Below are 20,710 nucleotides of genomic sequence, written 5' to 3' on the forward strand. Positions count from 1 at the left end.
GGATCGATGCCGCCCTGCCGGCGCTGGGGGCCCGCGCTGCCCCCGCCGCGCCCGCGCCGTCCGGTGTCACTCGCACCAGCCCGTATCGCGCCCGGCTGATCGGCAATCACCGGCTCAACCAGGCCGGGTCAGAGAAAGACACAAGGCAGATCATCTTCGACCTCGCCGGCGCCGGCATCGCCTATCAGCCTGGCGATGCGCTGGGCGTCTGGCCGGAAAACGACCCGCGTCTGCTGGAGGAGCTGGCGCGGCTCACCGGACTGGCGCCCGAACAGCTGGCCGGGCGGGATATCTCCCGCCTCACCCCGGCGATGCTGGCATTCTGCGCCGCCCGCGCTCCGGCCCTGGCCACCGGCCCAGCGCGGGATGCGCAAGCGCCCTGGCACAAAGGCTGGCAGCTGCGCGACCTGCTCGCGGATTATCCGGTCAAGGCCAGCCCAGAGGAATGGCTGGCGCTGCTCAAGCCGCTCACCCCCCGACTCTACTCGATCGCTTCCAGCCTCGCCGCGCATCCGGATCAGGTCCATCTGACCGTGAATATCCTGCGCTACGAGGTCGCCGGGCGACAAAGCGGCGGGCTGTGTTCGCGCTTCCTGGCGGACCGGGCGCGGGCGGCGGCTTTGTTCATCCAGCCCAGCCCGCATTTCCGCCTGCCGGCGGATGATGTGCCGATCATCATGATCGGCCCCGGCACCGGCATCGCCCCGTTTCGCGGCTTCCTGCAGGAGCGCCAGGCAAGAGGCGCGCCCGGCCGCAACTGGCTGGTCTTCGGCGAGCAGCGCGCCGCCTGCGATTTCTATTACCGCGAAGAGCTGGAGGCGCTGGCGCGAGCCGGGTCTCTGCACCGCCTCTCCACCGCCTTCTCGCGCGACCAGACGCGGAAAATCTACGTCCAGGACCGGCTGCACGAGGAGGGAGCGCGGCTCTGGGCCTGGCTGCAGGAGGGAGCGTGCCTCTATATCTGTGGTGACGCCGCCCGCATGGCCAAGGATGTGCATGTGGTCCTCGGCCAGATCATCGCCGCGCACGGCGATATGGAAGCCGATGCGGCGTCTGCCTATCTGGACCAGCTGGCGGCCGAAAAGCGCTATCTGCGCGATGTCTATTGATCCCTCTGGTCGGTCGTTTTACCCCGCTCTGGCACTGTACGGGAGATGTCGTCTCGTCTTGCAGTCACTGATCATAGCTGTACGAGACCATGTCCCACCAAGCCGCGCTCGATCTTCTGGAAACCCCGCCGCCCGATATCGCCCTGCCGCCAATCCTGGCGTTTCTGGCGCGTGAATACGGGCTGCACGGCACGCTGACGCGGCTGCCCAGCGAAAAGGACCTCACCTTCGGGCTGGATACCGGCGCCGGGCGGGACTGGGTGGTGAAAATCGCCAATATCGCCGAGCCGCCGGAGGCTCTGGCGCTGCAGGCGGCGGCACTCGACCATCTCGCCGTCACCGCGCCGGATCTGGGCACCGCGCGCGTGCGCCGGACGCTGACCGGGGAGGTATTTCCCCGTATCCACGACGAGGCGGGGGCGGCGCATATCATGCTCGTGGTCTCCTATGTCCCCGGCGCACAGATTGGCGGTGAGGCGTTGAACGCGGCGGATGCGGCGGCCATCGGCAACATGCTGGCCGGGCTCGATCGCGGCCTGGCCGGCTTCACCCACAAGGCCGCCCAGCGCACCCTGCTTTGGGACCATCGGCGGCTGCCCGATTATACCGGGATGATGGAGATGATCGCCGATCCGGCGCATCAGGCGCTGGCACGGCGCGCTCTGGCCCGCTACCGCGCGGCGGCGCTGCCGCATCAGGGGGCGCTGCGCCAGCAGATCGTGCATAATGATTTCAACCCCTACAACATCATGCGCGATGAAGCCGGCCGGCTCGGGGTGATCGATTTCGGCGATATGCTGCAGGCCCCTTTGGTGCAGGATCTGGCGGTGGCGCTGGCCTATCTGGTGCCGCGCGGCGAAGGCGCTCTGGGCCATGCCCCGTCCTGCGTGCGGGCCTATGGCGCCATGTTGCCGCTGACGAAGCTGGAGCAACAGCTCCTCCCGGCTCTGACCGGCGCGCGCGCGGCGTTGACCCTGACCATTGCCAATTGGCGCGCCGCCCGTAATCCGCACCGTGCGGACTATATCTTGCGCAACGCCCCCAGCGCCGCGCGCGCCCTTGCCCGCCTGGACGCGGCGGGGGACGAGGCCGCCGCGCTGCTTTTCGCGCCGTAATCCGAGGACCCAAGATGACCGACGCTCCGCCCTCCGCCTCAGGCCCCAATGCCGGCATGGTCAACGCGTTCTCGGCGCGGGATGCCGCTTTGCTGCCCGCTGCCGATGCCGCCTTGGTCGCTCGCCGCCAGGCGGCGCTGGGGGCGGCCTACCGGCTATTCTACCGCACCCCGGTGCATCCGGTGCGCGGGCTGGGCTGTATCCTATGGGATGCGGAGGGGAATGAATATCTGGATGTCTATAACAATGTCGCCTCGGTCGGGCATTGCCATCCGCATGTGGTGGCGGCCCTCACCGCCCAGGCCGCCACGCTGAACACCCATACGCGCTATCTGCACGAGACCATTCTCACCTATGCCGAGCGGCTGCTGGCGACATTGCCGGCCGAGATCGGCCGGGCGATGTTCACCTGCACCGGCAGCGAGGCGAATGATCTGGCAATGCGCATCGCCCGCCACGCCACCGGCGGCAGCGGCATCGTCGTCACCGAGCTGGCCTATCATGGCGTCACCGAGGCGGTGGCGGCGTTTTCGCCCTCACTCGGCAAAGCCTCGCCGCTGGGGGCGCATGTGCGCACCGTGCCGGCACCTTCCGGCGAAAATCCCGGCCCGCGCTTTGCCGCCAATGTCGCCGCCGCCTTCGCCGACCTCGCCCGCCATGGCATCCGCCCGGCGGCCTTGATCGTGGATACGATTTTCTCCTCCGATGGCGTCTATGCCGACCCGCCGGGCTTCCTGGCCGCGGCGGTGGAGGCGGCGCGCGCGGCGGGGGCCTTGTTCATCGCCGATGAGGTGCAGGCGGGCTTCGGGCGCACCGGCGATGGCATGTGGGGCTTTGCCCGGCATGGGGTGGTGCCGGACATCGTCACCTGTGGCAAGCCGATGGGCAATGGCCATCCGATGGCCGGGCTGTTCGCGAAGCCCGCTTTGGCCGACGCGTTCGGCCAGGCGATGCGCTATTTCAACACCTTCGGCGGCAATCCGGTCTCCTGCGCGGTGGGCATGGCGGTGCTGGATGTGATCGAGCGGGACGGGCTGATTGCGAAGGCCCGCAGCACCGGCGCCTTGCTGATGAAGGGCTTGCGCGGCCTCGGCGCCCGCCATGGCGAGATCGGCGAGGTGCGCGGGGCGGGTCTGTTTATCGGGCTGGCGCTGCGCGATGCGCGGACCGGCGCGCCTAGCGCCGAAGTGGCAGCGAAGATCGTCAACGGGCTGCGCGACCGGCGCATCCTGATCAGCGCCACCGGGCCGGATGCGAATGTGCTGAAAATCCGCCCGCCTCTGGTCTTTGGCCCGGCCGAGGCCGGGCGGCTGCTGAGCGCCATGGACGAGATTTTGCGCGGCTGAACCGCCCGGCGCGGGCGAGTCCCGCCGCCCGGTTGACCGCGCCGTCCTCACAGCTGGCGGCGAAGAGGCGGCAATTCGTGTGACTCCGCGATTCATCAACGCGTCTATTCATTAAGTTACGATATCAACATAATATCGAATTCAACAAAAGCAGCGCTGGGTGAGACGTGTGAAATGTCCGCCAAGCGCGGTCTGAACCCAGCGTTGTCAGTGGTTATAACTAAAAACAAGACAAAAAAAGAAACGTAACATACAGTTTTTAATCGCCACTCACGGAAATTTGTAGATAAATTTGGCTGATGTGCCTTTTTTTATCCGATTTTTGATGGTTTAGCATACGCAAATTTAACTTTCGCGCGTGCCGGGAGCCGTCCTGGCTGGCTTCATTGGAGTGCTGGGAATGTCTGACACGTGGAACGGCTCGTACTCGAGCAACTGGTACAACGACTATAACTGGAGCGGTTATGCGCCGGCCTCCTCCGCGACGGGTAACCAGTCCATCGTCATTTCCGGCACCAACAGCACCCAGCCCTATCTGGCCCCGACGGACAATAACGCCAGCGTGATCATGGTGGCCCAGACCGTGACCACCAACAACACAACCTATTATGTCCTGCAAGAAAACCAGGTCGCGGGTGAGAGCATCACCCTGACCAGCGGCGCCAACCTGACCATCGGCGGCGAAGCGCTGGGTATTTTCTACGGCAATAGCGGCACCACCGCCGCCGGCACCACGATGACCGGTCTGCATGGCGCGCTCTCCTCCACGCCGCGCTACGATTCTTACATGTCGGTCTATGCCAGCGGCACCGACACGCTGACCGTCGAGACGATCAACGAAAATTTCGGCCTGATCGACGCCGCTTCCGGCGACACGCTGAGCATCGCCAACACCATCGGCGGCAATGCCCAGGCGCTGCACGGCCTGATCAATTACGGCCTGATCTCGGTCAGCGGCACGGGTCTCATCGACATCACCGCCGGGACCATGGCAGGGCAGACCGCCACTGTCTCGAATTTCTACAATGCCGGCTGGGTCGTCGATAATGGCGGCCAGCTGAACATCGAGGCCACCGTGCTGGACGGCGCCAACACCGCCTCCTCCTCCACCACCATCGATGGCTATATCGTCATCGAGAACGGCGGCAACGCCACCCTCTCCGCGGGCTTTGCCACGCAGGAGGAAGTGACCTTCTCCGGCAGCGGCAACACCCTCTCGGTTGCCCAGGGCACGCTGAATAACGGCACCATCGCCGGCTTCACCTCAGGTGACACGCTGGAGATCGACGGTTTCACCAGCGCCTCCAACATCACCTTCGCCAGCGCCGGCGGCAACACGCTGCTGACCACCCATAACGGCGGCACCGCCACCACCCTGACCCTGGCCGGCAGCCTGGCCAGCCCGGTGGTGATCGGCACCAACAGCGCCGGGGCCGAGTATATCTCCGCCGCGCCCAGCACCATTTCCAGCGGCACCAACACCCTGGTTGGCGCCAACGGCACCGTCACCGCGGCCAGCACCATGGTCGTCAGCGGCCCCGGCACCCAGCTGAGCAGCAACGAGTCGATCACCGGTGCGGGCACCATCACCATCCAGAATGGTGCCACCTTCGGGCTCTACAACACCGCCGGCAATGACGGCTCGCTCAGCGTCGTCTTCGGCACGCTGGGTTCCGCCAGCTCCCCGAACGAGCTGATCGTCAATGACAACAGCGCCGGCTTCGGCGGCACCATCACCGGCTTCACCGGCAATGATGTGATCGATCTCGGCGCCTCCGTGCTGCCGGCCCTGACCAGCGGCGAGGGCATCTCCTACAGCTACGCCAACGGCGCGCTCACCATCGCCGAGACCAGCAGCAACGGCGCCACCGTGGCCAGCACCAAGCTGAGCATCTCCGGCACCGGCCTCTCCACCTCTTCCTTCGTGGTGCTCTCCAGCGCCAATGGCGAGCTGGTCGAAACCGCGCCGACCGCCGCCACCTCCTACGTCTTCACCGGCGCCACCAATTCGAATTTCGAACTCTACTCGAACTTCTCCGGCGGCGTTGCCCCGGGCGATGTGCTCTCCGCCAATGAGCGCGTGACCATCGCGACCAACACCGCGTCCGTCACCTCCAGCGGCGTCACCGATAACGGCGTGATCTCCGTCGCTTCCGGTGCGAAGTTCATCGATGCCGGTTCGCTGAGCGGCACCGGCACGCTGGCCGTCGCGGGCTCCGCCACACTGACCGGCGCCACCACGCTGGGCGCGATCACCGATAGCGGCACGCTGGTGCTGGCCGGCAACGATGCCGCCGCCATCTCGCTCGCCTCCGGCGCGCAGGTGACCCTCTCCGGCGCGTTCAGCGACAGCCAGGCCATCACCGGCCTCGGCACGCTGACCGTGAATAAGGGCGTCACCGCGTCCCTGGCCTCCGGTTCCAGCTTCGCCGCGATCAATGATTTCGGCACCATCATTGCCGCCGGTTCACTCTCCGGCCCGGTCAATATGGAAGGCAATGGCGCTGGCAGCGTGCTGCAGATGGCGCTGGGAAATACCGTGCCCGCGCTGACGAATTTCGGCACCACCGATGAGCTGGTCGCCACCGGCGTCTCCATCCCGGCCGGCGAAGGGCTGACCATCAGCTACGCCAATGGCGTGCTGACCGAGACCCTGACCGACAGTTCCGGCAACGCGCTGGGGACGAACACCGTGTCTCTGGCCGGCGTCTCCGGCACCACCCTGACCAGCGGCTCCTTCGTCAATCTGATCGGCACCAACAGCGTCACCATAGAGCTGGCCCCGACCATTGCCACCGCCTTCACCTTCACGGGTGCAAATGGCTCGAATTTCGAGCAGGCGAATAATTTCTCCGGCAATGTCGCCCCAGGCGACGTGATCTCCGCCAAGGAGACAGTGGTCGTCGGCGCCAATGCCGCCTCGGTGAGCAGCAGCGGCGTCACGGATAACGGCTTCATCACCGTCGCCTCCGGTGCGGCCTTCCTCGACGCCGGTTCGCTGACCGGCACCGGCACGCTGGCCGTGTCAGGTTCCGCGACCCTGACCGGCGCCACCACGCTGGGCGCGATCACCGATAGCGGCACGCTGGTGCTCGGCGGCACCGACGCCACGGCGGTCTCGCTGACCTCCGGCGCGCAGGTGACCATCGCCTCCAATTTCAGCGACAGCAAGGCCATCACCGGCCCGGGCACGCTGACGGTGGATAGCGGTGTCACCGCCTCGCTGGCCTCCGGCTCCAGCTTCTCGGCGATCTATGATCACGGCACCATCATCGCGGCGGGCTCGCTCTCCGGGCCGATCAACATGGAAGGCAATGGTGCGGGCAGCGCGGTGGATTTCACCGGCAGCAACGTCACCAACCATGTGCTGAACGAGACGCTGACGAATTTCGGCAGCACCGACGCGATTACGCTGGGTGCTGCCAATTTCTCGCTCAGCTCCAGCGCCGACAAGCTGACCGAGACCTATAATAACGGCACGCTGGTGGTGAGCGACACCACTGACGGCGCCGCCGTGACCATCGCGCTGAGCCTGAGCTCCGGCGACAGCGCCAGCTGGGCCAAGGTGAGCGATGCCTCCGGCCAGCTGGTCGTCACTCTCTGCTTCTGCGCCGGCACCAACATTGCCACGCCGAGCGGCGAGGTTGCCGTTGAGGCTCTGCGCGAGGGCGACCTGGTGCTGACCCAGGATGGCCGCGCTCTGCCGATCCGCTGGCTGGGACAGAGCCATGTCGCCAAGGCCTTCGCCGACCCGATCCGCTCCTACCCGGTGCGGATCAAGGCCGGCGCCCTGGGCGAAAACCTGCCCAAGCGCGATCTCTGCGTCTCGCCCGACCATGCGATCTTCCTGGACGGCGTGCTGGTCCAGGCAGGGGCGCTGGTGAATGGCGAGAGCATCGTGCGCGAGCGCGACATCCCGGCCCAGTTCACCTACTACCATGTCGAGCTGGCCAGCCATGAGCTGCTGCTGGCCGAAGGCGTGGCGGCGGAAAGCTTCGTCGATAACATCGAGCGCATGCATTTCCACAACTGGGATGAGCGCAGCGCGCCGGAGACCGCGATCGCCGAGCTGCCCTACCCGCGGGCGAAATCCGCCCGCCAGGTGCCGGCCGCGACCCGCGCCCGCCTGCTGGCTGCGGGGCGCCGCGTCGCCTGAGCCTGACGGCGGTCATCATCTGAAAAGGGCGGCTTCGGCCGCCCTTTTTTGTGCCCGCTTCGCGGCCGGGCGGGGCGATGTCTGTGAATATTTTATGGCGCTGGTGCGGGTTTTTGCGACTCAGCCGGTGCCAAAACCGCGCGAAGCGCCAGAAGTGCCGTTAGCGGCGGGACGGGGCAGCCGCGTTCCCTGGCGCGGCGATCGCCCGGCGGTGGCCGCGTGGCGTAAAATCGTCGCCATATGCATTTTTAATGCTTTGATAAGTTAGAAAATTTTTCCACGGCTTTACGCCTCCAACTCCAGCCCGCGCCCGAAATGGGTTGTTTTTGCAATAATCTCAGGGGGGCTGTTTGTTCCGCTAAAGCTATGATGCCCGCCGAAACTTCGTTTCACGCCATAAAAACTACTTAAAGATCGGAAAATTTTTTAAACTCTACTCAAAATTTCAGTCCATAGTGCGGCCACAGCCGGGAGATGGAGTCTCGTAGTTCGGGCTTCGCACGGTTGGTTTTTTTATGGAACCTACGGAGAGTTGAGATGAACTTTGTCAATTTCGCCACCACCGCCCGCCTGCAGAACGACAGCGCCACCTCCTCTCAGAACGAGGATTTCCAGGGCCTGGCGCTGCAGACCCTTCTCAACCGCCGGTTTGAGAACATCCAGCTGGATCTGGATGCGCCGAGCAGCACGCTGTGGTGCCACATGACCCCGCCCGGCCGCCCCTCCTACACCCATGAGCTGATGCAGGATATCAGCGAGATGCAGGAGCTGATCACCTCCTCCTTCTCCCGCGCCCCGCGCCGCGAAAACACCCCCTTCTCCTGGTTCGTGATGGCCTCCGCCGTTCAGGGGATTTACAATCTTGGTGGTGATCTCGGCCATTTCGCTCAGCGCATCCGCCAGGGCGACCTCGATTCCATGCGCCATTACGGCCATGTCGCTGTCAAGGCGATCCACCGCAACACCATCGCCTTCGATAGCCCGGTGATCACCATGGCGCTGGTCCAGGGCGACGCGCTGGGCGGCGGTTTCGAGCATGCGCTCTCCTTCGACATGATCGTCGCCGAGCGCAGCGCCAAGATGGGTCTGCCGGAAATCCTGTTCAACATGTTCCCCGGCATGGGCGCCTACAGCTTCCTGTCGCGCCGGGTCGATCGCAAGAAGGCCGAGGAAATGATCCTTTCGGGCCGCATCTACACCGCCGAGGAGCTGCATGAAATCGGCGTGGTCGATGTGCTGGCCGAGGATGGTCAGGGTGCCGCCGTGGCGCAGGATTACATCGCCCGCCATAACCGGAAGTTCAATGCGCATATGGCCACCCTGCGCGCCCGCCGCCGGGTGAACCCGATCACGCTGGAAGAGCTGATCGATGTCGTCGATATCTGGGCCGAGGCGGCCGTCAATCTGACCGAGGCGGATCTGCGCAAGATGGACAAGCTCTGCGCCGCGCAGGACCGCCGTCTGGCGGCGCTGCAGCCTCAGGCTTCGATGATCATGGCCGCCGAGTGAGGGCAGCTTTGGCGATGCCGGCCGGGCCGACGATCATTGATTGTTCGCCCGGCGGATCGTGCCAAGCGCCATCACCGCTTGTCTTGTCCGTTTCAACTCAGTGTGGGCGCGGCTGGTGAACGCGCCCGCCTGGGCCTTCAGCTCACTGCCGCGTAAGCCGCCCCAGGGAGTGCAGAGATTGCCCAGCGCCTTCGCCCCGACATTCGCCGCCGAGCTGCGCAGCGCGTGGGCATGGTTGCGAAACTCCTGCCCATCGCCCTTTTCCGCATCGGCGGAGAGCAGATCGATCAGATCCTTCGCATCGGAGAGGAAATCCGAGAGCAGCTCGTTGAGGAACTGGCTGTCGCCGAGCAGCCGCAGATTGGCGATGATCGCATCATCCAAAGGCGATTCTTCGGGCGCGGGCCGGGCCAGCACCGGCGCCGGCGGCTCGATCCATTCCTCCAGCCGGGCGATCACCGATGAGGGCTCGCGCATGCGGGCCATCTTTTCCACCGCCGCCACCAGATCCTGCGGCGCCACCGGCTTGACCAGACAGCCATCCATGTCGGCGCTGCGCCATTCGCCGCTCATTTGCGCGAAGGCATCCGCCGTCAGCCCGACGATGGGCAGCCGGTCCCGGCCCAGCGCCATCACCCGGTAGAGCTTGGTGGCTTCCAGCCCGTCCAGCCCGGGCATGTTGAAATCCATCAGCACGATATCGAAGCGCTCATCCTCGCGCTCCAGAATATCCACTGCCAGATTGCCGTTATCGGCCACCGTCACATTATGCCCGGCCGCTTCCAGAATGCGGGTGAAGACGCGCTGATTGACCCGGTTATCATCCACCAGCAGCACATTGCGGCGGATCAGCGAGACCGGCAGCGGCGCCGGTTCAGGCTCGGCGTCCAGGGCGCGCGGCGCGGCGGCAGGCAGTTCGTCGCTGGTTGCGATCGGCGGCGCGACGCCGCAGAAGCGGCCGGCGATCAGCAAGGCCTGCTGCAATTCCTGGTCGGAAAAATCGTCCGAGAGCAGGGTGGTGCAGCGTTGCCGGGTGGCAAGATCGGGCAGGCCCGGCCCCTCGACGGGCTGGATCTGGATCAGCATCGGCGCGGCGCCGCGGCTGCTCACCGGGGCGGAGGGCGGCTCGCCGTCATTATTGTAATCCACCAGAATGCGTACATCCGCCGGCACCATGGTGCCGGGATTGACCAGCTCCACCTCCGCGCCCATGGCGGCGAGGTTGGTGCGCATCAGCGCGCGCTTCAGCGGATTGCGCACCCGCAGGCCGATCTTGCCGGGCGGCGCCTGCCAGATTTCCTCCGTGGGCTCGGCACGCAACGCCTTGATGAAGAAGCGGAACTGGCTGCCTTCGCCAAGCTTGCTCTGCACGGCGATCTCACCCCCCAGCAGCCCGACCAGCCGCTTGGTGATGGCCAGGCCCAGACCGGTGCCGCCGAACCGGTTGAGAATTGAGGCATCGCCCTGGGTGAAGCTCTCAAAAATCTTCGCCTGCGCCTCAGCCGCGATGCCGATGCCGGTATCCGAAACCTCGACCTGCAGGATCAACTCGCCCTCGCCGCCGGGGCGGGTATCCACCGCCAGCACCACGCCACCAATGGAGGTGAATTTCACCGCGTTGCCGACGAGATTGATCAGGATTTCCTGCAGATGCAGCCGGCTGGTCTTGATCCGTACCGGGGTGCGCGGGGTGACATGGAGGTTGAAGGCGATGGATTTCTCCCGCACCTGGCTCTCGACGATGCGCCGCACATCGACGAGCAGCGCCAGCAGGTCGAACTCCTCCACCGTGCTGGTCATCCGCCCCGCCTCGATGCGGGAGAAATCCAGCAGCTGGTTGATCAGCGTCTGTAAGGAATGGCTGGCGACGCCGACGGTCTCGACCATCTCCGCCTGCGCGGAATCGAGCCTGCTGGCGCGCAGCAGCTCGTTCATGCCGATGATCGCGGTCAGCGGGGTGCGCAGCTCGTGGCTGACACTGGCCAGGAACATGCTCTTGGCCTTGCTCGCCTCCTCGGCGGCCTTGGTCGCCTGGGAGAGTTTCTTGATCAGCGTGCCGGCATAAGCGGGCAGAATGACCAGCCCGATCGCCAGCCCGGCCGAGAGATGCGGCATGGCGCGCCAGAACGGGGTGGAGAGCACCACCGCCAGGAAGCCGAGTGTTGCCACCGGCACGGAAACCGCCAGAAAACGCAGCCCGAAGCGAAAGCCATTGCCGAAAATCACCCAGAGATAGACCGGGTAGAACAACGCCACCCGTTCACCGCCCAGATGCAGCTGCCAGGAGAGAAAGCCGCAATCGAGCAGCAGCGCATAGAAGCGCCTGACCTGGCAGACGCCCGGCCGCCAGATGATATGCGCCAGCCCCGCCAGCGCCAGCACCAGATAAATCGCCATTGCCACGAAGGCGGAGAGGGCGGTTTCGGAATAGCCGCCGAGGATCAGAATCGCGATGATGAGCGCGGCGAAGACCAGCCGGTTATAGCTCATCTCATGTTCGCTGTCCGGGCGCCCGCGCAGGCGCTGGGCCAGCGGGGCGAGCAGCCGGCGCAGCGCATCGCCCGCCCGGTTCAGCGTCCTCATCGCGCGCTCCGCGCCGCGCAGAGGAAGGAGGCCTGGGATTTCTGCCAGACCAACTCGTTCAGGAACACATCCGGCGCCAGCGCCTGGCCGAGCAGGAAGCCCTGGCCCTCATCGCAGCCCTCGGCTTTCAGCAGAGCGAGCTGGGCGTTGGTCTCGATCCCCTCGGCGACGACGCGCAGATTGAGGATATGGCCCAGCTCGATGATCGTGCGCGCGATCGCGAGGTCGTTCTTGTTCTCGGCCAGCCCCTGGATGAAGGAGCGGTCGATCTTCAGCCGGTCGAGCGGGAATTTCTGCATATAGGCGAGCGAGGAATAGCCGGTGCCGAAATCATCCAGCGACAGGCTGACCCCCAGGCTGCGCAGCGCGTTGAGCTGCGGGATGATGTCATCGACATCGCGCAGCAAAATTCCCTCGGTCAGTTCCAGGTCCAGCGCGCGCGGGTCGATCCGGGTCTCGGCCAGGGCGGCGGCAACCACCTTGGCGATGGCGCGGCGGCGGAACTGAATCGGCGAGAGATTGACGCCGACCCGCAAGCCGGTGACGCCCTGGCGCGCCCAGTCCCCGATCTGCCGGCAGGCCTCATGGATCACCCATTCATTGATCGGCATGATCAGCCCGGTTTCCTCGGCGAGGCTGAGGAAATGCCCCGGCGGCACCAGCCCCGCCTCGGGCCGGCGCCAGCGCAGCAGCGCCTCCGCGCCGGTCAGCGCGCCGGTGCGCAGATCGAATTGCGGCTGGTAGTTCAGCACGAATTCCCGCTGCGCGATGGCGTTCAGCAGGTCGCGCTCCAGATTGACCACCTGGCTGGAATTGGTGCCCATCTCGGCGGCGAAGGCGCGCCACATATTGCCGCCGGCCAGCTTCGCCGCATACATCGCCTGGTCGGCATTCTTCATCAGCGATTCCGCGTCCTGCGCGTCCTGCGGCGCCATCGAGATACCGATGCTCGCCCCCACATTCAGCGCCTCTGGCGCATGCTCGCTCTCATTCAGCCGGGCGATGATCAAATCCGCCAGCCGCGCGGTATCCTCCGGTCCGGTGATGTTGGATTGCAGCACCGCGAACTCATCCCCGCCGATGCGCGCCACCGTATCCTCCTCGCCGATCAGCTCGACCAGCATCTCGGCGATGCGCCGCAGCAGCCGGTCACCCATGGCGTGGCCCTGGCTGTCATTGATCGATTTGAACCGGTCGAGATCGATGAAATGCAGGGCGAAATGCTGGTCCCCCCGGCGGCCGCGGGCGAATTCGCGCTGGATCCGGTCGCGCAGCAGCGCACGGTTGGGCAGCCCGGTCAGTGGGTCGTGATTGGCCAGATATTCCAGCCGCTTCTCGGCATTGCGCCGCTCGGTGATGTCGACCGAGGTGGTCAGCACCGCGCGCGCCACGCCATTGGCATCGCGCAGCGGCACCTTGCTGGTCAGGTACACCAGCGTGTCGCCGGAGGCGGTCATCACCTCCTCCTCGCGGGCGGGCAAAGGCTGGCCGGTTTCCAGCACCAGCTTGTCCAGCCGGCGGCTGGAAATGCCGCGCTCCCAGCCGAATAGCAGATCCACCGGCTGGCCGACCAGCTCGCCCGGCAACTCGCCGGCGGCGGCGGCCTGGGCGGCGTTGACGAACAGGCAATTGCCATGCCGGTCGGCGGCGCTGATCATCGCCGGGACATTGTCGATCACCTGCGCCAGCGCCTCGCGGCTATCGATGGCGAAATCCTCGCGCATCGGCACGCCGGCGGCCAGCCGCCGCTCCAGCATCTCCGCCCGGCGCAGCGTGTTCTGCTGCTGGGCGCGCAATTTCAACAGGTTGCGGGCCCGGGTGACGAATTCCACATGGTCGACCGGGCTCAGCAGAAAATCCGTCGCCCCGGCTTCCAGGCAGGCGACGCGGTAATTGCGGTCGTGATAGGCGGTGACGACGATCACCGGCAGGTTGGGGTCGTAGGAGCGTATATGCGCGACCAGCTTGTCGCCGGTCATGAAGGGCATTTTATAGTCGGTGATCAGCAGATCCGCCTGGTTGCCGGGCAGCCAGTCGATCACCTGCTGGGCGTTCTCGAAGGTGCGGACATGCGCCTCCACCCCGAGATTGCGCGCCAGGCGGGCGTAAATGCGGCGATTGGTCGGGCTGTCATCGACGATCAGGATGGTCGGCTGGGAAATCTGCATCGCCTCAGCCTGTCCAGTGCCGGACCTGTTGCGCCCCACAAGACGGTTTCAGGCGAACCGAGACACACGAATGGCGGCCGGGGCACGGCATTATTCTTAGATGCTGACAACTCATTTCCCGAATGCCCTCTTGCCCTTCTCGGTAGGGTTGGAAGCTATCTCAAGATCTGCCCCAATTCTACCTGTAATCGAATTTATTCAATAATTCGATACGCGCCAAGATCGCTTTCGGACCGGCCCCGGGGGGAGGGGCGGGCAAGGCTGGCTTGATCTGGGTCATGGCGCCCCGGCGCGAGCAGGGATTCAGTGGCGTTCGCTGCAAGCGCAAAGGAGAGAGGGTGTGGCCAAGACGATGAAAGCCGCCGTGGTGCGGGACTTCACAAAACCGTTGACGATCGAGGACTGGCCGGTGCCGGACCCGGCGGAGGGGCAGATTCTGGTGCGGCTGACCGCAACCGGGGTGTGCCATACGGATCTGCACGCCGCCCGGGGCGATTGGCCGGTGCGCCCAACCCCGCCTTTCATCCCCGGCCATGAGGGGGTGGGGATGGTCGCGGCGGTCGGGCGCGGGGTGAAGCGGGTGAAGGAGGGCGACCGGGTCGGCATTCCCTGGCTGCACAGCGCCTGCGGCTATTGCCCGCATTGCCGTACCGGCTGGGAGACATTATGCGCCGACCAGCAGAATTCCGGCTATTCGGTGAATGGCAGTTTCGCCGAATACGCGCTGGCGGACCCGAATTATGTCGGCCGGATTCCGGCCGGGCTGGAGGATGGCCCGGCGGCCCCGGTGCTCTGCGCCGGCGTGACGACCTATAAAGGGCTGAAGGAAACCGAGGTGAAGCCCGGCGAATGGGTGCTGATCTCGGGCGTCGGCGGGCTCGGCCACATGGCCGTGCAATATGCCAAGGCGATGGGCATGCATGTGGCGGCGGTGGATATCCATCCGGACAAGCTGGCCCTTGCCCGGCAGCTCGGCGCGGATGTGACGCTGGATGCGCGCGATGCCGAGGCGCTGGCCAGCTTCACGCAGCGCAGCGGCGGCGTTCATGGGGCGCTGGTCACCGCGGTGTCGCCGGTGGCGTTCGAGCAGGCTTACGGGCTGTTGCGCGCCCACGGCACCATGGCGCTGGTGGGGCTGCCGCCGGGGCGCTTCAGCCTGCCGATCTTCGAGACGGTGCTCAAACGCATCACCGTGCGCGGCTCCATCGTCGGCACCAGGCAGGATCTGGAAGAGGCGTTGGAGTTCGCCGGCGAGGGCAAGGTGGCGTCGCATTTCTCCTGGGACAGTCTGGAGAATATCAACCAGATCTTCGAGCGCATGGAACAGGGCGGCATCGATGGCCGGGTGGTGCTGAAGCTGTGAAACACCCGAGCTGAAACCGCGCAAAAGTTTTTGGGGGTGTGGGGCGTTTTTTCAAAAACGCCCCACACCCCTCCGCTCGTTGCGTTTTAATGCCCCACCCGGTACGCGCCCAATGCCGCCAGGTCCGGGACAATCCCCAGCCCCGGCGCCTCGCTCAGCGTGGCGTGGCCCTGGGTGATCCGCGCCAGCGGGCCGCAGCTCATCTCGCGCAGCGCGTTCGGGTTGGAATCGATCTCCAGCATTCCCTCACCCCCTACCGCCGCCAGCAGATGCGCCGAGGCCAGCAGCCCCAGCCCGCCGCCCAGCCAATGCGGGCAATAAATCAGCCCCGCCGCCAGCGCCGCGCGCGCCACCGGCAGGCACCCGGAAAACCCGCCCCATTTGGCGATGTCCGGCTGCATGACCGCCACAGCGCGGGAGGCCAGAGCGGCCGCGAAGCCCTCCTGCCCGAGCAGATTCTCCCCCGCCGCCAGGGGGATGCCGGTCTGCCCGGCCAGGTGCCGCCACTCCGCCCAGGGCCGGTCGGCGCGCAGCGGCTCCTCCACCCAGCCCAGCCCGAAGCCGGCCAGATGCGGCAGCATCCGCGCCGCCTCCTCCAGGCTCCAGCCCTGGTTGGCATCCACCATCAGCTTCGCGCTCTCGCCCAGCGCCGCGCGCAGATCGCGCAGATTGCGCAGATCCCGCGCCTGCCCGAACCCGACCTTCAGCTTGAAGGCGGTAAAGCCCGCCTGGCGCTGCGCCAGCGCCGTCTCCACCGCCTTGTCCGGATTGATGCCGCTGGCATAGACCGAAAGGCGCGGATCGCTGCCGCCCAGCAGCCGCCAGAGCGGCTGCCCGGCCCGGCGCGCCCGCAGATCCCATAGCGCGATATCCAACCCGGCGATGGCCTGGGCAACCGGCCCCGGCTCGCCGCACTGGATCGCCAGCACGGCGGTGCGGGCACTCAGCCGCGCGAACACGGCCTCCGGCACGCCCTCCTGGCCGACCGCCAGCGGCGCCAGCACGCGCTCCACCATCCGCGCCCGGTGCTCGGCACCGATGGCGGGGAAATTGCACCAGATCTCGCCCCAGCCGATGGCGCCTTCCTCATCCTCCGCCTCCACCACCACCATCGGCCGGTCATGCATCACCCCGAAGGAGGTGGTCACCGGATGTTCGATCGGGCAGCGATAGACGAAGGCCCGCAGCGCGGCGATGCGGGGGGCAGCACTCACGAGACCAGATCCATCTCCAGCTGCACGAGATCCCCGCGATAGATCACCTCGCCCAGATAGATCACCGTGCCATCCGGCGCCGTGAAGACCCGGCGGACATTGGCAACGGGCGCATTCACCCGCAATTTCAACAAGGCGGCGGCCTCCGGGTCGGCGCTGCCGATGGTCAGGGTCTGGTGGGCGCGGGCGATCTCGATCTCCGGCATGGCGGCGAGCAGCGGGATCATCAGCTCGCTGCGGAACCGCTCCGGGGCGCGGCGGAAAATCGCCTCGTCGAGATGGATGGAGATCACGCAGTAAGGCGTGCCCTCGCGCAGATGCACCCGCATCATATGCACATAATGGGCGGCCGGCTTGCCGTCCGTCTCGGTCAGGTTCGGCGCCGCCTGGCCCTCGGAGATGTTCAGCAGCTGGATCTCGTCGCCCTTCAGCATGGTGACGAGATCGCGCAGCGTGGTCTGCACTTTCAGCCTGGTCTCGGCGGCCGGGTTGCGTTGCACGAAGGTGCCGCGCCCTTGCCGCGCCACCACCAGCCCGTCGCGCTGCAGCAGCTCGATCGCCTGGCGCACCGTCACCCGTGCCAGGGAAAACTCCTTCGCCAGCTCCTCGGCGGAGGGCAGCCTGTCACCGGGCTTGAAAATGCCGCGCAGGATGCGTTGGCGCAGTAATTCGGAGAGTTGGGCGTAGAGCGGCAGCGGATTGTCGGTAGAGAGAATACTCATCGGCGCGGACATACCCCCATCATCCCGATAATGGTATGAGCGCCGTCCGAGATTATTCAGGGCGGCAACCCGTTTGATATACGGTCATCCTATAGACCATACGACTTGAGGTGGCAAGATGCGCGCGGACCGACGCGACGCGCTGAGGTTCAGGCCGTCTGTTCGCTGCCGCCGGCCATGGCGAAGCCGGCCAGGGCGGCCTGCATGTCATGGGCTAGGTCCATATCCGCGCAGGGCAGGCGCCAGAGCCCGTCCCCCACCACCTGCAGCTCCAGTACGATCTGCTGAAACCCGTTCTCGACCAATGTGCGCACCGCGCCGACCCGCACATGCGCGGCCGGCACCACCAGGCTGCGCAGCGCCTTGCCTTCCGGTATGGCCAGAAACACCAGCCCCCGCCCGCCATCCAGCGCCAGCCCGCCGCCACGGGCGAAAAAGCTGGTCTGCGCGGTGAAAGGTTGCGGCGCGGCGGCGAGGGCGGCGTCCAGCCGGGACTGGGTACGCTGGGTCAGCCGGCCTTTCACCCAGGCGCCGAGGCGCATCCAGCCGCGTGTCGGCATCGAGGCGACGACGCAGAGGATCAGCGTCACCGTGATGAAAACCCAATGGAAGGCAATCCAGGCCCAGTAGAAACTCAAATGCCCGCTCCTCGCGCCGCCGCCGGGTCGTCAGCGCCCGGAGGATGGCGCGTGGTTAGCGCCATCGGCCAGCCTGGGCAAATCGCTTCGTGACAGGCGCGGCGCTCGCCGCCGCCCGCTTCATTCGGAACTTGACGAAGAGCGCTACAAGAACATAACGTGAACGATGCCATGACAGCCTTTCTCGACCCAGCCCTGACCGCGAAACTCCGGATATTGGCCGATGCGGCGAAATATGACGCCTCCTGCGCCTCCTCCGGCGCGCCGAAACGCGCGGCGGGGAAAGGCGGGCTCGGCTCCACCACCGGGGCCGGCATCTGCCATTCCTACACGCCGGATGGGCGCTGCGTCTCGCTGTTGAAAATCCTGCTGACCAATTACTGCTTGTTCGATTGCGCCTATTGCATCAATCGCCGCTCCTCCAACGTGCCGCGCGCCCGCTTCTCGGTGCAAGAGGTGGTGGATCTTACCTTGGCCTTCTACAAGCGCAACTATATCGAGGGGCTGTTTCTCTCCTCGGGCATCATCCGCTCGCCGGATTACACGATGGAGCAGATGATGCTGGTGGCGAAATCGCTGCGCCAGGATCACGGCTTTGCCGGCTATATCCATCTGAAAGCGATCCCGGAGGCCAATCCCTGGCTGATCGAGCAGGCCGGGCTGTGGGCGGATCGGCTTTCGATCAATCTGGAACTCCCCAACGAGACCAGCCTGGCGCGGCTCGCCCCGGAGAAACAGGCCCCGGCGATCAGCGCCGCGATGGGGCAGATGCAGCAGCGCATCGTCGAGGCCAAGGCGGAGCGGCGGCGCTTCTCGCCTTCGGGGCAATCGACCCAGATCATCGTCGGCGCGGATGCCACGGACGATGCCGCGGTGCTGGCGAAAAGTGCGGCGCTGTACGGCGATTTCAAGCTGCGGCGGATCTATTATTCCGCCTACAGCCCGCATCAGGCGGTCAGCGCCGCGCTGCCGGCGAAGCCACCGCCCTTGCAGCGCGAGAACCGGCTCTATCAGGCGGATTGGCTGCTGCGCTATTACGGCTTCACCGCCACCGAGATCGCCCAGGGCGGCGAGGGCGGGATGCTGGATCTGGAGATCGACCCCAAGCTCGCCTGGGCGCTGAAGAATCGCGGCCAGTTTCCGGTGGATGTGAACCAGGCGCCGCGCGAGATGCTGCTGCGGGTGCCGGGGCTGGGGGCGCGGGCGGTGGAGAAGATCATCGCGGCGCGGCGCTTCTCGCGGTTGCGGCTGGCGGATGTGGCGCGGCTCAGCTCCGGGCTGAAACGCATGCTGCCCTTCCTGATCACCGAGGATCACCGCCCGGCGCAGACCGACCGGCTGGATCTGCGCCAGCGCCTCGCGGTGCAGCCGAGCCTGTTCTGATGCAGACCCGCATCGCGCTGGCGCCGGGAGCGGATCTGCCCGGCTTTCGCGCCGCGGTGCGCGGGCTGGTGGCGCGGGGCGTGAAGCCGCGCGAGGTGCTATGGGAGACGGGCGCCAGCCTGTTCGGCGCTGCCCCGCCGCAGGACGGCCCGGCCTTCAGCCTGCCCCGCGCGGCGGCGGAGCTGATCGGGCTGGTGATCTGCCATCGCGACCCGGCCCGCCATGCGCTGCTTTATGAAATGATCTGGCGGCTGCGCCATGGCGAGCCGCATCTGCTGGAGATGCGCCACGACAAGCTGACCCACCGGCTGGAGATGCTGGCGAAAGCCGTGCGGCGGGATCTGCACAAGATGCACGCCTTCGTGCGCTTCCGCCGCGTCGAGGACGCGCAGGGCGAGCGCTTCCTCGCCTGGTTCGAGCCGGATCATCATATTCTGGAGGCGACTTCAGGGTTTTTCGTCAATCGCTTCCGCAGCCTGGTCTGGTCCATCCTCACGCCCGAGGGTACGCTGCATTGGGACGGCACGCGGCTGGAAATCGGCCCGCCAGGCCAGCGTGGCGATGTGCCGGAGAGTGATGAGGTCGAATCCGGCTGGCTGGATTATTACCAAAGCATTTTCAACCCGGCGCGCCTGAACACCGCGATGATGCAGAAGGAAATGCCGCGCAAATATTGGCGCAATCTGCCGGAGGCGCGGCTGATCCCAGAGCTGGTGGCGCAGGCCCCGGCGCGGGTGGAGGAGATGATCGCCCGCGCGGCGGCGATGAGCGCCAAACGCGACCCGCAAAAGGCGGTGGCGGCGATGGCGGCGCAAACTCCCACGACATTAGCGGCGCTGAACCAGATCATCATGGCCTCGCCGCCCTTCGTGACCGGCGGCACGCGCGCGGTGCTGGGCGAGGGGGCGATGGAGCCCGCCATCGCCTTCATCGGCGAGCAGCCTGGGGATGAGGAGGATGCGCAGGGGCGCTGCTTCGTCGGCCCGGCCGGGCAGCTTCTGGATGCGATGCTGGCGCGGGCCGGGATCGACCGGGCGGAATGCTACATCACCAACGCGGTCAAGCATTTCAAGTTCGAGCAGCGCGGCAAACATCGCCTGCACCAATCGCCGAGCACCGGGGAGATCAAGCATTATCGCTGGTGGCTGCTGAAGGAGTTGGAGCTGGTGCGGCCGCGTCTGGTGGTGGCACTGGGGGCGAGTGCGGCGCTGGCGGTCGGCGGCCAGCCGGTCTGCGTTACCCAGGCGCGCGGCCCGGCGCAACTGGGGGATTGGCCGGCTTTTGTCACCACGCATCCATCTTATCTGCTGCGTTTGCCGGATGAGCAGGCGCGCCGCGCGGCGGAGGCGGCGTTTTTGCAGGATTTGCGGGCGGTGAGGCGTTTGGCTCAAACCCACGCTTAAC

General features: G+C 66.2%; 13 protein-coding genes. 8 read left to right on the forward strand and 5 right to left on the reverse strand.

All coding sequences use genetic code 11. From position 1 onward, the window contains the following. The 5 genes from MXAZACID_RS20225 to MXAZACID_RS15605 form a co-directional block, all read left to right on the forward strand. The coding region (locus MXAZACID_RS20225) for a sulfite reductase flavoprotein subunit alpha (RefSeq protein WP_008495460.1) at nt 1-1,109 on the forward strand (1,109 nt) is incomplete at its 5' end. An 89-nt stretch (nt 1,110-1,198) separates the two neighbouring features. Further along, the gene (locus tag MXAZACID_RS15590) at nt 1,199-2,224 is read left to right on the forward strand and encodes a phosphotransferase (protein WP_008495461.1); all 1,026 of its coding nucleotides are present in this window, start codon (nt 1,199-1,201) and stop codon (nt 2,222-2,224) included. A gap of 14 nt (nt 2,225-2,238) precedes the next feature. Beyond that, nucleotides 2,239-3,570, forward strand: a complete 1,332-nt coding sequence (locus MXAZACID_RS15595; protein ID WP_008495462.1) for an aspartate aminotransferase family protein — start codon at nt 2,239-2,241, stop codon at nt 3,568-3,570. A 400-nt stretch (nt 3,571-3,970) separates the two neighbouring features. Continuing rightward, on the forward strand, nt 3,971-7,726 hold the full coding sequence (locus MXAZACID_RS20405; protein ID WP_008495463.1) for a Hint domain-containing protein: 3,756 nt from the start codon (nt 3,971-3,973) through the stop codon (nt 7,724-7,726). A 537-nt stretch (nt 7,727-8,263) separates the two neighbouring features. Next, the gene (locus tag MXAZACID_RS15605) at nt 8,264-9,235 is read left to right on the forward strand and encodes a crotonase/enoyl-CoA hydratase family protein (RefSeq protein WP_008495464.1); all 972 of its coding nucleotides are present in this window, start codon (nt 8,264-8,266) and stop codon (nt 9,233-9,235) included. Between the two features lie 33 nt (nt 9,236-9,268). Here MXAZACID_RS15605 and MXAZACID_RS18010 read toward each other — a convergent pair whose 3' ends face one another. After that, nucleotides 9,269-11,818, reverse strand: a complete 2,550-nt coding sequence (locus MXAZACID_RS18010; protein ID WP_008495465.1) for an ATP-binding protein — start codon at nt 11,816-11,818, stop codon at nt 9,269-9,271. Beyond that, nucleotides 11,815-13,986 carry an EAL domain-containing protein gene (locus MXAZACID_RS15615; RefSeq protein ID WP_008495466.1) on the reverse strand — a complete coding sequence of 724 codons (2,172 nt, stop codon included), beginning with the start codon at nt 13,984-13,986 and terminating at the stop codon, nt 11,815-11,817. The genes MXAZACID_RS18010 and MXAZACID_RS15615 overlap by 4 nt, the downstream gene beginning before the upstream one ends. Before the next feature lie 340 nt (nt 13,987-14,326). On the opposite strand from MXAZACID_RS15615, the gene adhP reads away from it, so the two are divergent. Further along, nucleotides 14,327-15,349 (forward strand): alcohol dehydrogenase AdhP, encoded by a 1,023-nt coding sequence (adhP, locus tag MXAZACID_RS15620; RefSeq protein ID WP_008495467.1) that lies wholly within the window; start codon nt 14,327-14,329, stop codon nt 15,347-15,349. Nucleotides 15,350-15,435: 86 nt separating this feature from the next. Here adhP and MXAZACID_RS15625 read toward each other — a convergent pair whose 3' ends face one another. From MXAZACID_RS15625 to MXAZACID_RS15635, 3 genes are all read right to left on the reverse strand, one after another. After that, nucleotides 15,436-16,563 (reverse strand): mandelate racemase/muconate lactonizing enzyme family protein, encoded by a 1,128-nt coding sequence (locus tag MXAZACID_RS15625; protein WP_008495468.1) that lies wholly within the window; start codon nt 16,561-16,563, stop codon nt 15,436-15,438. Continuing rightward, on the reverse strand, nt 16,560-17,285 hold the full coding sequence (locus MXAZACID_RS15630; RefSeq protein WP_039885667.1) for a GntR family transcriptional regulator: 726 nt from the start codon (nt 17,283-17,285) through the stop codon (nt 16,560-16,562). The genes MXAZACID_RS15625 and MXAZACID_RS15630 overlap by 4 nt, the downstream gene beginning before the upstream one ends. Before the next feature lie 149 nt (nt 17,286-17,434). Continuing rightward, a complete protein-coding gene (locus MXAZACID_RS15635; RefSeq protein WP_008495470.1) occupies nt 17,435-17,923 on the reverse strand; it encodes a hypothetical protein in 489 nt (162 codons plus the stop codon). Between the two features lie 171 nt (nt 17,924-18,094). On the opposite strand from MXAZACID_RS15635, the gene MXAZACID_RS15640 reads away from it, so the two are divergent. Together MXAZACID_RS15640 and MXAZACID_RS15645 are read left to right on the forward strand one after the other, a co-directional pair. Next, a complete protein-coding gene (locus MXAZACID_RS15640; RefSeq protein WP_008495472.1) occupies nt 18,095-19,306 on the forward strand; it encodes a putative DNA modification/repair radical SAM protein in 1,212 nt (403 codons plus the stop codon). Then, a complete protein-coding gene (locus MXAZACID_RS15645; RefSeq protein ID WP_008495473.1) occupies nt 19,306-20,709 on the forward strand; it encodes a UdgX family uracil-DNA binding protein in 1,404 nt (467 codons plus the stop codon). Before MXAZACID_RS15640 ends, MXAZACID_RS15645 begins: the two co-directional genes overlap by 1 nt. Nucleotide 20,710 lies beyond the last annotated feature (1 nt).

It is taken from the genome of Acidocella sp. MX-AZ02 (genome assembly GCF_000306035.1).
Classification (GTDB): domain Bacteria; phylum Pseudomonadota; class Alphaproteobacteria; order Acetobacterales; family Acetobacteraceae; genus Acidocella; species Acidocella facilis.